Genomic DNA, 12,078 nt, shown 5'->3' on the forward strand with positions numbered 1-12,078 from the left:
GCGCCTGGTATAAACGGCCCCGGGGCGCCGGCGCCCTAGCCGCGCCGCGGCCGGGAACAGCGCCCCCGATAGGGCGTTTTGCAGCGCATCATCGGGGATGCGCGCGATGCCGAGACCGTGGACGAAGAAGAACCCGTTGATGAGCCTCTGGCTCAGCGCCGCCAATCGCTGGGCGACGGCGGCCCGCCGCGAGGCCTCGGCGGCCATGAAGCGGGCGGCGACCAAGGCGGCGCGGCCGCCCCGGCGCAAGACGCGCCGGAGCTGAGCCCCCGAATCGCTCCCCCGGCAGCCGCCGGGGTTAGTCCTTCCCGCCGGTGCCGAAATTCATGACGAGCTCATGGATGCGCTGCGGGTCCGACTGCTCCATCACCCGCCGGGCGAAGCGCGCGCAGTCGCCGATATCGAGCGCCCGGACCATCTGCTTCACCCGCGGGATGGCGCTGGCATTCATCGACAGCGTCCGGATGCCGAGGCCGAGCAGCAGCGGCACCAGGCGCGGGTTGCCCGCCATCTCGCCGCAGACCGAGACCGGCATGCGCAGGCGCAGCGCCGCCTCGGTGGCGAATTGCATCAGCCGCAGCACCGCCGGGTGCAGCGGATCGTAGAGATGCGAGACCTCGGCCTCGGCCCGGTCGACGGCCAGGGTGTACATGGCGAGGTCGTTGGTGCCGATGGCGAAGAAATCGGCCTCCAGCGCGATGGCATCGGCGGCCAGCGCGGCGCCCGGCGTCTCGATCATGCAGCCGAGCTCGGGCAGCTTCTCCGGCAGGTGCACGCCCTTGCGGCGCAGCCGGCGGGCGACGCGCTCGTAGATCTCGCGCGCCTGCTTCACCTCGGAGGGGTTGGTGACCAGCGGCAGCAGGATGCGGGTGCTGCCGCGGTCGGCGACGCGGAGGATGGCGGCGAATTGCGCCTCCAGCAGCTCCGGCCGCTTCAGCAGCAGCCGGAGGCCGCGCAGGCCGAGCGCCGGGTTGGGCCCGGCATGGGTCGGCGCGATGCCCTGGCTCAGCGCCTCCATGTCCTTCTCGCCGCCCCAGTCGAGCACACGGATGGTGACCGGGTCGCCGCCCATCGCCTCCAGCACCTGGGCATAGGCCAGGGTCTGCGCCTCCTCGTCCGGCAGGTCCTCGCGGTTCATGAAGAGGAATTCGGTGCGCAGCAGCCCGATGCCCTGGGCGCCGGCCTGGGCGATCAGCGGCAGCTCGGCCGGGATCTCCAGGTTGGCCTGCAGCTCCACCGCCTCGCCATCCGTCGTCACCGCCGGCAGGCGGCGCAGCTTGGCGAGCTTCTGCCGCTCCTTGGCGAAGGCGGCGAGCGCCTCCTTGCCCTTCTCCAGCGCCTTCTCGCCCGGCCGCAGCACGATGGTGCCGGCGCTGCCGTCGAGCACCGCCCGGTCGCCGCGGGTCACGCTGCCGGTCAGCCCGACGCAGCCGAGGACGGAGGGGATGCCGAGGGCGCGCAGCATGATGGCGGTATGGCCGTCGGCGCCCCCCTCCTCGGTGGCGACGCCGGCGATGCGGGCGGGGTCGAGCAGCGCCGCATCCGCCGGCGTCAGCTCCTCGGCCACCAGGATCGCCCCCTCGGGCACGTCCTTGAGGCTGCGGAAGGGCGTCGCGGTCAGGTTGCGGGTGAGCCGGCGGGCGATCTCGCGCACCTCGTCGGCGCGGCGCTTCAGCCCGGCGCGGTCGTCGTCCTTGGCCGCCATGATCAGGGCGGCGATCGCCTCCGCCTCGTCCCCCACCGCGGTCTCGGCGGCGACCAGCCCGCTCTCGATGCGCTTGCGGGCGCCGCGCAGCAGCCGGGAATTGCCGAGCATGAGGACATAGGCGTCGAGCAGCGGCGCCAGCTCCTCCTGCGCCTCCTCGGGCAGGATGCCGAGCCGGGTCTTCAGCTTGCCGATCTGCTTGCGCGAGAGCGCGACGGCATCGGCCAGGCGCTGCCGCTCCGCCTCCACCTCGGCCGGGGCGATGCCGCGGCGCGGCGCCTCGGCCGGGATCTCGGTGGTGTCGTAGACCGGGCCGATGGCGATGCCGGGGGCGATGGCGATGCCGCGCACCACCTGCTCGCGCATGGTCCGGCCGGCCCGGCGCGGCGTCTCCGCGGCGCGCTCCAACCCGCCCGGGGCACTGCCCGCGGGCCCTCCCGGGCCCTTGGCGCTCAGCCCCTCCGCTGGCTCGGTGCCGTCATTCTTCATGGAAACCGGCCTCGACCAGGCCGGCCACCGCCTCGAGCGCCTCCTTGGCGTCCCAGCCCTCGGCCTCGATCTCGATCGTGGTGCCCTGGCTGGCGCCGAGCATCATCAGCCCCATGATGGAGCAGGCCGGCACCCGTTGCCCGCCGCAGGAGACGTGCAGGCAGGCGGAGAAGCGCTCGGCCAGCGTCACCAGCTTGGCCGCCGCCCGGGCATGCAGGCCGCGGCTGTTGCGGATCGTGAGGCTCCGTCGCAGCACCATCTCGCCCTCGCCGCAGCCGCAGGTGGCGGCGTGGATGTCGAACGGCTGTGTGGCAGTGTGGCTCACGGCTTGGTTCCTCCGTTCGCACGGCCATTGACCCGGGCGATCCCGTTCGGGAGGTCGCCGGCGGCTGCGATGTATTTGCGGCCGGCCGCGGCGGCATGGTCGACCGCCTCGGCCAGGGGTTCGGATGAGCGGATCTTGGCGAGCTTGACCAGCAGCGGGAGGTTCACCCCTGCGATGACCTCGACCTGCTTGCGGTCGGCGAGCGAGACGGCAAGGTTGCAGGGGGTGCCACCCATGATGTCCGTCAATACCACCACGCCGTCGCCCTGGTCGACGGCGGCGATGCTCTCGCGGATATCCTGCCGCCGCCGCTCCATGTCGTCGTCCGGACCGATGCAGACGGTCGCGACCGCCCGCTGCGGGCCGACGACATGTTCCATGGCGAGACGAAGCTCATCGGCAAGCCGGCCATGGGTGACGAGAACCAATCCAATCATGGGGTGCGTGTCAGGGCCTCCCGACCCCCCGTCCCGGCCTGTGGAGAGGGGACGGCATCTCCGCCTGCCCCCTCGCGCGATGCGGGGGACGGGGCACTGCGATGAGCGGGTAGCGCCCCCGGGTCCATGCCCGCAAGCTCCCGCTGAGCCAACTCCCTTTGGGCCAGCTCCCGGTGCGTTACATCCGCACGCCATCCAGCCGAGCGAAGATGGTCAGCCAGGCGCTCCGCGACAAGGACCGAGCGGTGCCGGCCGCCGGTGCACCCGACTGCGATGGTCAGGTATTTCTTGCCCTCGGCCACGTAGCGCGGCAGCAGCGGGTCGATGAAGCCGGTCAGCCGCGCCCAGAAGGCGGGGAAGTCCGGGTCCTCCTCGACATAGGCGGCCACCGCCGGGTCGCGCCCGGTCTGCGGCTTCAGGGCCGGGACGTAGTGCGGGTTGCGCAGGAAGCGCATGTCGAAGACCAGGTCGGCCTCCCGCGGCAGGCCGCGCGGGAAGGCGAAGGACATCACCTGGATGGCGAGGCCGGTCGCGCCCTCCGGGCGGAAGCGGCGCTCGATCATCTGCCGCAGGCCCGGCAGCGGCAGGTCCGAGGTATCCACCACCAAGTCGGCCGCGTCGCGCAGCGGCGCCAGCAGCGCCGATTCCCGGGCGATGCCGTCGATCACCCGGTTGCCGAGCGAGCCGCCCGGCGCCAGCGGGTGGCGCCGCCGCGTCTCGGTGAAGCGGCGCAGCAGCACCGCATCCTCGGCGGTGGCGAAGACCAGCGTCACCGCGATGCCAGGCTTGCGCCGCAGGCGGGCCAGGGTGACCAGCGCCCCGGTCGGCACGAAGCCGCGGGTGCGGGTGTCGATGCCGGCGGCGATCGGCGCGTCGCCGTCCTCGACCAGCTCCTCGAGGACCTTGAGCGGCGGGTTGTCCACCGTCTCGAAACCGAGATCCTCCAGCACCCGGAGGATGGAGGCCTTGCCGGCCCCGGAGAGGCCGGTGACCAGCACCACCGGCCGCACGGCGGGCGCCTCGGTCATGCGAAGGCGCCCACCTGCTGCCGGGCACGGCCGAGCGCGGCATCGAGCGCCAGGGCGAGCCGCGCCGCGGCCGAGGCGGCGAAGGCGTCCAGCCGGATCAGCGGCAGGGCGATGCCCGCCTCGCTCCAGCGCTCCGGCGCCGGCAGGCGCGGCACCTCCGCCCGCGGCACCAGCCGCGCCACCAGGCGGAGCGTCGCCGGCGCGGCGACCGGCAGGTCGCGGAACAGGCCAAGGCCGCGCACCTCCAGCATGCCGCGGAGCGCGGGCGGCGGCTCGGCCTGCAATTCCCCGGCCGCGGCCGCGAGCGCCACCTGGTCGTCGGCCACCAGCCGCCAGCCGCGATCGATCAGGCGCAGCACGAGATCGGACTTCCCGGAGCCCGGAGGACCCAGCAACAGCACGGCGTCCCCTCCGCGGGCGACAGAACTGGCATGAAGCAGCATCCTGGTCGCCACCACACAGGCGACCGACCTTGGCAGAAAGCCGGTTGCCTTCCAAGGGCACCCGTGGTTGCGTCGCAGCATCGCGCATGCCACCCCTGGCGTGCCATGTCGACCCATCCTGATCAGGCGGCGATCCGCGCCGCCGCGCTCCGCATCGCTCCGCATGTCCGGCGCACCCCCCTGCTGCAGCTGGCCGGGACGGAGCTCGGCATCGATAACGATATTGTACTGAAATTGGAGGGGTTGCAGGCAAGCGGTTCCTTCAAACCGCGCGGCGCCTTCAACCGGATGCTCTCGAACCCCCTGCCGCCGGCCGGGGTGATCGCCGCCTCGGGCGGCAATCACGGCGCCGCCGTCGCCCATGCGGCGCGGGCGCTCGGCGTGCCGGCGGAGATCTTCGTCCCCGCCATCACCGGCGCTGCCAAGCGGGCGCGGATCGAAGCCTATGGCGCCCGGCTGGTGGTGGGCGGCGAGGCCTATGACGCGGCGCGGCTGGCGAGCGAGGCCCGCGCTGCCGAGACCGGCGCCCTGCTCGTGCATGCCTATGACCAGCCGGAGGTCCTGGCCGGCCAGGGCACCGTGGCGCTGGAGTTCCAGGAGCAGGCGCCGGACCTGACGCATCTGCTGGTCGCGGTCGGCGGCGGCGGGCTGATCGGCGGCATGGCCGCCTGGTATGCCGGCAGCGGCGTGCAGGTGATCGGCGTCGAGCCGGAGGCCTGCCCCACCCTCGCCAGCGCGCTGCGGGCCGGCCGGCCGGTGCCGGCGCCGGTCGGCGGCCTGGCCGCGGACAGCCTCGGGGCGAAGCAGGTGGGCGCGCTGATGTTCGCCGTGGCGCGGGAGCATGTGGCCGGGACCGTGCTGGTGCCGGACGAGGCTATCCGCGCGGCGCAGCGCCGGCTGTGGGATGCGGCACGCCTCCCGGCCGAGCCGGGCGGGGCGACGGCGCTGGCGGCGCTGCTCTGCGGCGCCTGGCGCCCGCCCGCCGGAGCGCGGGTCGGGGTGCTGGTCTGCGGCGCCAATTGCGACCCGGCCAGCCTCGCGGGGTAACCCCCGCGGCTGCCCGGCCCGTGCCGTCTGCGGCCCCTGCATGGCTGCGGACCGGCGCCCGGCTCAGCCCGCCAGCAGCACGGCGAAGCCGATGAGGCCCAGCGCGATGCGGTACCAGCCGAAGGGCGTGAAGCCGATCCGGCCGATCACCGCCAGCACCCAGCGCACCGTCACCAGCGCCACCAGGAAGGCGGCGACGAAGCCGACCGCGATCTGCCCGAGCCCGGTGAAAGCGATCTCGTGCCGCACCTTGAACAGGCTGTAGGCGGTGGCCGCCAGCATGGTCGGGATGGCGAGGACGAAGCTGAACTCGGCCGCCGTCTTGCGCTCCACCCCGAGCAGCAGGGCGGTGATGATGGTCGCGCCCGAGCGCGAGGTGCCCGGGATCATGGCCAGCGCCTGGCCGAAGCCGATCAGCAGCGCCGGCACCGGCCCGATCTCGGGCACCGAGCGGATGCTGGGCACCCGCCGCAGCCGCTCGATCAGGATGATGGCGATGCCGCCCAGGATCAGCGTGGTGCAGACCACCCAGGGGCTGAACAGCCGCTCGGTGATGGTCTTGTGCAGGGTCGCCCCGATCACCGCCGCCGGCAGGAAGGCAAGCAGGATGTTGGTGACGTAGAACCGCTCCGGCCCCGGATGCCACATGCCGCGGGCGAGGCCGAGCAGCGTCTGCCGGAACACCCAGATCACGGCGAAGATGGCGCCGAGCTGGATGGAGATCTCGAAGACCTTGCCCGGCGGCCCCTCGAAGCCGATGAGGCGCCCGAGCAGGATCAGATGGCCGGTCGAGGAAATGGGCAGGAATTCGGTCAGCCCCTCCAGCACCCCCATGGCGAGGGCGGAGAGAAAATCGGCAATGGGCATGAAGACGGCTAATCCCGAGAGCGAAGGCGCCCAGATATCCCTGGTTGGGGGCCCGCGTCCAACACGGAAGCGGCAGCGCCCCACCAGCAGGATCCGGTCCCATGAACCGGCCTGCACGGGAAGCGCCCTGGAGCACCTCTCGGAACCGTCGCTGCCCGTTGTCCTGCCGCAGCTTGGCCGCGGCAGGCCGTGACGCCTCCTGGGCGGGAGGGGGACTCCATGGGGGCCCCGCAAAGCCGTGGAGCGGTTTTGCGGGGCGTTCTCAGCCCCGCCGGGCCGCCTCGGGGAAGGCGAAATTGTCGAAGCTGCTCTCGGCCACCCGGAACCACTGGTACTCCTCGTCCCGGTAGGCCCGGTAGGCGGTCCAGACCTTCTTGAAGCGCTCGTTCTTCGCCGACATCTCGTCGTAGAGGGCGTGCGCCTCCTTCCAGGCGGCCTGCATGATGTCGCGCGGCCAGAAGCGGAGCTGCGCCCCCGCCGAGACCAGCCGCCGCAGCGCCTGCGGGTTCAGGTGGTCGTAGCGCGCCAGCATGTCGGCATTCGCCTCGCCGCAGGAGACCTCGAGCGCCGCCTTGTAGGCCGGCGGCAGCGCCTCGAAGGCCGCCTGGTTCACCAGCAGGTGCAGATGCGCCCCCGCCTCCCAGAAGCCCGGGGCGTAGTAGTACTTGGCCACCCGCACGAAGCCGAGCTTCTCGTCATCGTGCGGCCCGACGAACTCGACCGCATCCAGGGTGCCGCGCTCGAGCGAGGGGTAGATGTCGGCGGCGGCGATCTGCGTCGGCACCGCCCCCATGCGGCGGAAGATCTCGCCGGCAAGGCCGGCGACCCGGAATTTCAGCCCCTTGAGGTCGTCGATCGACTTGATCTCGTTGCGGAACCAGCCGCCCATCTGGGCGCCGGTGTCGCCGGCCGGGAAGCCGACGATGTTGTAGTCCTTGAACAGCTCCGCCGCGAGCTCGCCGCCGCCGCCCTGGGTCAGCCAGGCCATGTTCTGCCGGGCGTTCAGGCCGAAGGGCAGGGCAGTGAAGAAGGCGAAGGCCGGGTCCTTGCCAGTGTAGTAGTAGACCGGCGTGTGGCCGGCCTCGATGGTCCCGGCCTGCACCGCATCCAGCACCTGCAGCCCGGGGACGATCTCACCGGCCGCGAAGAAGCGGATCTGGAAGCGGTTGTCGGTGAGCTGCGCCACCCGCTGGGCGACCCTCTCCCCGGTGCCGTAGAGCACGTCGAGGTTGCGCGGGAAGGCCGAGGAGAGGCGCCAGCGCACCTCCGGATTGGCCTGGGCCAGGGCGGGGGCGGCGAGGGCGGCCGGTGCAGCGGCGGCCGCGGCGCCGAGGAGAAGGCGGCGGTTCATGGCGGATCTCCCGGAAGGAACGGCGATGTAATGCGATTGCCGATGAACGAAAAGCCCACGCCCCTCCCCCCTCCTGCCGCCGCGGCCGCCACCCCCCGGCCGGCCAACCCCTGGGCGGCCGTGCCGCTGGTCGCGCTCGCCGGCTGCGTCGATGCCATCGGCTGGCTGCGCTTCGACCAGCTCTTCGTCAGCTTCATCAGCGGCACCAGCACCATGCTCGGCATCGCCGCGGCCGAGGCCGACCATGCCCGGGCCGCTGCCCTCGGCACGGTGGTCGGGCTCTTCGCCGCCGGCGCGCTGCTCGGGGCCCTGCTCGGGACCGCCGCCGGGCGCTGGCGCAGCGTGGCGGTGCTGGGCACGGTCACCCTGCTGCTCGCCGCGGCGCTGCTGGCGCCCCCCGCGGGAGGCTGGGAGCTGCCGCCCGCCGCCTGGGGGATGGTGCCGGCCATGGGGATGCTGAACACCGCGCTCCCCGGGGTCGGCGGCGTCACCTTCGTCACCGGCGCCCTCTCCCGCGCCATGGAGGGGCTGGTGCTGGCCCTGCTCGGCCGCGCCCGGCACGGCGCCTGGGCGCAGCAGGCGGCCTGCTGGGGCGCGATGGTCGGCGGCGCGCTGCTCGGCGGGGCGTTGCAGACCCGCTGGGGCGATGCGGCGCTGGCCGTGCCGGCGAGCGGGGCGATGCTGGCGGCCCTGCTCGCCGCGCTGGCGGCGCTGCGCGACTGAGGTGGCCTCACCGAAGGCGTGCATCACGCGGCCGAACAACACGCCGGACCATGGTCCAGGGGCCCGAGCGAGCGGAGCGGGGCCTGAGCGTTCCGATCGCGAGCCTATTGCCGTGGCGGTCATCTCCCGGCAGGCTTCCGGCAAAGCGCCGCCAGGCGCGACAGGGAGAAACATCCGCTTCATGAACCGACGCCACCTCGTCGCCGGCACGGCCGGCGTTGCCCTCGCCACGCCCCGCCTCGCCGCCGCCCAGCCGCGGCTGCGCTGGCGCTGCCCGAACAGCTTCCCCCGGACGCTCGACACGCTCTACGGCGCGGCCGAGATCGTGGCCCGGCGGGTGCGGGACATGTCGGAGGGCGCCTTCGAGATCACCGTCTCCGGCCCCGGGGAGGTGGTGCCGGCGCTGCAGATCCTGGACGCCGTCGGCCAGGGCTCGGTGGAATGCGGCTTCTCCTCCTCGCTCTTCTACTTCGGCAAGGATCCGAGCTTCGCCTTCGGCTCCACCCTGCCCTTCGGCATGAACAGCCGCGGCAATTTCGCCTGGCTGAACTATGCCGGCGGCCGCGAGCAGCTGAAGGATGTCTTCGCCGAGGCGAATATCTGGCAGATCCCGGCCGGCTGCACCGGCGCCCAGATGGGCGGCTGGTCGAAGCGGGAGCTGAAGGGCCTCGACGACATGAAGGGGCTGAAATTCCGCATCGCCGGCCTCGGCGGCAGCGTGATGCAGAAGCTCGGCGTGGTGCCGCAGCAGATCGCCCCCACCGACATCTACCCGGCGCTGGAGCGCGGCGTCATCGACGGCGCCGAATATATCGGCCCCTATGACGACGAGAAGCTCGGCTTCGGCCGGGTGGCGAAATACTACTACTTCCCCGGCTTCCAGGAGGCCGGGCCGAACACCGACTTCATGGTCAACCTGAAGGCCTGGGACGCCCTGCCGAACCACTACAAGGCGATGCTGGAGACCGCCTGCGCCGAGGCCTACAACGCCACGGCGGCGAAGTACGACGTGGCGAACCCGCCGGCGCTGCGCCGGCTGGTGGCGAACGGCACCGTCCTCAAACCCTATCCGCGCGAGGTGATGACGGCGCTCTACAAGGCGGCGCAGGAGCTTTATGCCGAGATCGGCGAGCAGAATGCGCGCTTCAGGAAGATCCACGCGCATTGGGACGCGTTCCGGGTCGAGCAGATCCAGTGGTTCCGCGTCGCCGAGGATTCGCTGGCCAATTTCCAGGCCGTCGCCACCGCGCCGAAATAGCGCGGCGGCAGGGGTGGAATAGGGCCGGCGCCCTATTCCGCCGCCTGGCGGAGCCGCCCGGGCAGGGCGCCGGGCGCCGCCATGCCCTGCCAGAGCGCCTCGAGCAGCGCCGCGGCCGCATCGGCGCCGATCACCGGGTCGCAGAGCTCGCGGAACTTCTCCGATAGCTCGGCATCCGAGAGCGGCGCGTCGGGATCGCCCTTGCGGGTCGGCTGGTAGCGCTCCAGCACCCGCCCGTCCGCCAGGGTGACGCGCAGCTTCGCCGCCCGCTTCGCCGGATAGGCATCGGCCAGCTCGGGATCGAGCTCCACCGTCACCTTCGGCATGATGGCGCGGATGGCCGGGTTCGCCAGGTTCTCCGGCGTGAAGGCGGCGATGCGCACGCCGCCGAGGACCAGCAGCGCCCCCATCGTGTACTGGACGGAGAAGCGCGCCTCCTGCTCGGTCGCCGCCTCCGGCCGGTCGCAGATGCTCTTGGTCGGGCCGTAGCCGCCGACATGCACGGCGGCGACATCCGCGGCGCCGAAGCCATGCTCGCGCTGCAGCTCCCGCATGGCGTCGAGCGCGGCGAAGATATGGCCGCAGCAGCCATGGTTCTTGAAGGTCATCTCGGTGATGCAGACGCGGCTGCCGAGATCGGCCAGCGCCCGGTCCCACTTGCCGGTATCCTCGCTGGTGGCGGCGGCGAAGCCCTTCGGCCCGTGCAGCGCATCCAGCGCCCCGGTGACGCCCGCCGCGGCGCCGATCGCCGCCAGCGCCCCGGCATCGGCGGCATGGCCGGGATGCAGCGGCTTCGACATGGAATCCGACAGGAAGGCCTGCTGCAGCCCGCCGGCGAAGGTGGCCGCGGTGGCGATGGCATGGGCGATCCGCTCCGCATCGCAGCCGAGCGCGACGGCGGTGGCGACGGCGGCGCCGAAGGTGCCGACCGTGCCGGTGGTGTGCCAGTTCTTGTAGTGGCTCGGCTGCACCGCCATGCCGATGCGGCAGGAGACCTCGTAGCCGGCGGTGATGGCGCGCAGCAGGTCCTCCATCGTGCCGCCCTGCTGCTGCACGGCGGCGAGCGCGGGGGCGATGGTGGGGCAGCCGGGGTGGTAGCCGGCATCGCGGAAGATGTCGTCGAACTCGACGGTGTGGCTCGCCGTCGCGTTCAGCAGCGCGGCATGGCGCAGCGGCGAGGCCACGCCGTCGACATAGCAGATGGAGCGCCCCGGCCCCCGCTCACCGGCCAGCGCCGCGGCGAGCAGCGTCGCCGGCGGCTTGCCGAGGCCGGGCAGCAGCGCCGCGAACCAGTCGACGAGGGTGCGGCGGGCATGGCGGGCCACCGCCTCCGGCAGCGGCCGGCTCCGCCAGGCGGCGGCATGCTCGGCCAGGATGAGGAGCGGGTTCTCCGCCATGGCGCGTCTCCCTCGGGTGCCGACGCTACGCGTTGCCGCGCAGCACCTCCTTGTTGATCACCACATCCTCGTCCAGCCGGTTCTCGAAGCAGGCGAGGATGCTCTCGGCGCAGGACAGGCCCATGCGACGGAAGGACTGCTCGGTGGCCGCCGCGGAATGCGGCGTCAGCACCACGTTCGGCAGCTTCAGCAGCGGGTTCTCCGCCCGCGCCGGCTCGTCCCAGAACACGTCGAGCCCGGCGGCTGCCAGATGCCCGCTGGCCAGCGCGGCGGCGAGCGGCGCCTCCTCGACCAGCGTGCCGCGGGCGGTGTTGATCAGCACCGCGCCGGGCTTCATGGCGGCGATGAACCCGCCATTCACCAGCCCCCGCGTCTCGGCATTGCTCGGCAGATGGATGGTGACGACATCGGCCGCGGCGAGCCCGGCCTGGAGATCCTTCACCGGGGTGAAGCCGGCGCCCTTGATGGTGTTCTGCGCCACATAGGGGTCGCGCACCAGGACGTTCATGCCGAAGGCGGCGCAGAGCCGGGCGACGCGGCCGCCGATGCGGCCGAAGCCCATCACCAGCACGGTGCGGCCGGCGAGGTCGAAGGTCGCCGGCACCGGCGGGGTGATCCAGGTCAGCGCCCGCACCTTGGCATCGTACTGCGCCGTGCCGCGGGCGATGTTCAGCATCAGCATCATCGCATGCTCGGCGACCGAGACGGCATTGGCGTCCGGCGTCACGGTCAGCGGGATGCCGCGCTCGGTCAGCGCCGGCACGTCCACCGCGTCGTAGCCGACGCCGTGCCGGGCGACGATGCGCAGGTTGGGCGCGTGTTTCAGGAAGTCGCGGTTGATCGGCGTGGCACGGACGATCACCGCATCGGCCTTGGGCACGGAGGCGGCGATGGTCTGCTCGTTCACCGGATCGAGCACCTCGAGCGTGACGCCCGGGGCGTTCCGGAGCATCGCCAGCGCCTCCTCATGGACGGAGCGAAGGCAGACGACATGGGGCATGCGATGGG

At 72.6% G+C, this 12,078-nt stretch carries 13 protein-coding genes; 4 read left to right on the forward strand and 9 right to left on the reverse strand.

What is annotated here, in order from left to right; all coding sequences use genetic code 11:
- Positions 1-139 precede the first annotated feature (139 nt).
- Positions 140-265 (forward strand): hypothetical protein, encoded by a 126-nt coding sequence (locus tag DOO78_RS28390; RefSeq protein ID WP_279387776.1) that lies wholly within the window; start codon positions 140-142, stop codon positions 263-265.
- Between the two features lie 33 nt (positions 266-298).
- Here DOO78_RS28390 and ptsP read toward each other — a convergent pair whose 3' ends face one another.
- The 5 genes from ptsP to DOO78_RS08130 form a co-directional block, all read right to left on the reverse strand.
- Entirely contained in the window at positions 299-2,071 is a 1,773-nt protein-coding gene (ptsP, locus tag DOO78_RS08110; RefSeq protein ID WP_408887568.1) for a phosphoenolpyruvate--protein phosphotransferase, read from the reverse strand.
- 112 nt (positions 2,072-2,183) lie between these two features.
- A complete protein-coding gene (locus DOO78_RS08115; protein ID WP_111469390.1) occupies positions 2,184-2,453 on the reverse strand; it encodes an HPr family phosphocarrier protein in 270 nt (89 codons plus the stop codon).
- Positions 2,454-2,515: 62 nt separating this feature from the next.
- Positions 2,516-2,956 carry a PTS sugar transporter subunit IIA gene (locus DOO78_RS08120; RefSeq protein WP_111469241.1) on the reverse strand — a complete coding sequence of 147 codons (441 nt, stop codon included), beginning with the start codon at positions 2,954-2,956 and terminating at the stop codon, positions 2,516-2,518.
- On the reverse strand, positions 2,953-3,984 hold the full coding sequence (gene rapZ / locus DOO78_RS08125; RefSeq protein ID WP_111469242.1) for an RNase adapter RapZ: 1,032 nt from the start codon (positions 3,982-3,984) through the stop codon (positions 2,953-2,955). Before rapZ ends, DOO78_RS08120 begins: the two co-directional genes overlap by 4 nt.
- Positions 3,981-4,427 (reverse strand): HPr kinase/phosphorylase, encoded by a 447-nt coding sequence (locus DOO78_RS08130; RefSeq protein ID WP_111469243.1) that lies wholly within the window; start codon positions 4,425-4,427, stop codon positions 3,981-3,983. The genes rapZ and DOO78_RS08130 overlap by 4 nt, the downstream gene beginning before the upstream one ends.
- Positions 4,428-4,532: 105 nt before the next feature.
- On the opposite strand from DOO78_RS08130, the gene DOO78_RS08135 reads away from it, so the two are divergent.
- A complete protein-coding gene (locus tag DOO78_RS08135; RefSeq protein WP_111469244.1) occupies positions 4,533-5,474 on the forward strand; it encodes a threonine/serine dehydratase in 942 nt (313 codons plus the stop codon).
- Positions 5,475-5,537: 63 nt separating this feature from the next.
- Here the strand turns inward: DOO78_RS08135 and DOO78_RS08140 are convergent, their stop codons facing one another.
- Both DOO78_RS08140 and DOO78_RS08145 read right to left on the reverse strand, forming a co-directional pair.
- Positions 5,538-6,341, reverse strand: coding sequence for an undecaprenyl-diphosphate phosphatase (locus DOO78_RS08140; RefSeq protein ID WP_111469245.1), 804 nt, complete (start codon positions 6,339-6,341; stop codon positions 5,538-5,540).
- A gap of 262 nt (positions 6,342-6,603) precedes the next feature.
- Positions 6,604-7,692, reverse strand: coding sequence for a TRAP transporter substrate-binding protein (locus DOO78_RS08145; RefSeq protein WP_111469246.1), 1,089 nt, complete (start codon positions 7,690-7,692; stop codon positions 6,604-6,606).
- Between the two features lie 42 nt (positions 7,693-7,734).
- Between DOO78_RS08145 and DOO78_RS08150 the strand changes: the two genes are divergently transcribed.
- Complete coding sequence (locus tag DOO78_RS08150; protein WP_165838786.1) at positions 7,735-8,415, forward strand: DUF1275 family protein; 681 nt, start codon at positions 7,735-7,737, stop codon at positions 8,413-8,415.
- A gap of 181 nt (positions 8,416-8,596) precedes the next feature.
- Entirely contained in the window at positions 8,597-9,673 is a 1,077-nt protein-coding gene (locus tag DOO78_RS08155) for a TRAP transporter substrate-binding protein (protein WP_111469248.1), read from the forward strand.
- Between the two features lie 32 nt (positions 9,674-9,705).
- Here the strand turns inward: DOO78_RS08155 and DOO78_RS08160 are convergent, their stop codons facing one another.
- Both DOO78_RS08160 and DOO78_RS08165 read right to left on the reverse strand, forming a co-directional pair.
- Positions 9,706-11,070, reverse strand: a complete 1,365-nt coding sequence (locus DOO78_RS08160) for an MmgE/PrpD family protein (RefSeq protein WP_111469249.1) — start codon at positions 11,068-11,070, stop codon at positions 9,706-9,708.
- A 25-nt stretch (positions 11,071-11,095) separates the two neighbouring features.
- The gene (locus DOO78_RS08165) at positions 11,096-12,070 is read right to left on the reverse strand and encodes a hydroxyacid dehydrogenase (protein WP_111469250.1); all 975 of its coding nucleotides are present in this window, start codon (positions 12,068-12,070) and stop codon (positions 11,096-11,098) included.
- Between the last annotated feature and the right edge of the window lie 8 nt (positions 12,071-12,078).

Source organism: Roseicella frigidaeris, from assembly GCF_003258945.1.
Lineage (GTDB): Bacteria > Pseudomonadota > Alphaproteobacteria > Acetobacterales > Acetobacteraceae > Paracraurococcus > Paracraurococcus frigidaeris.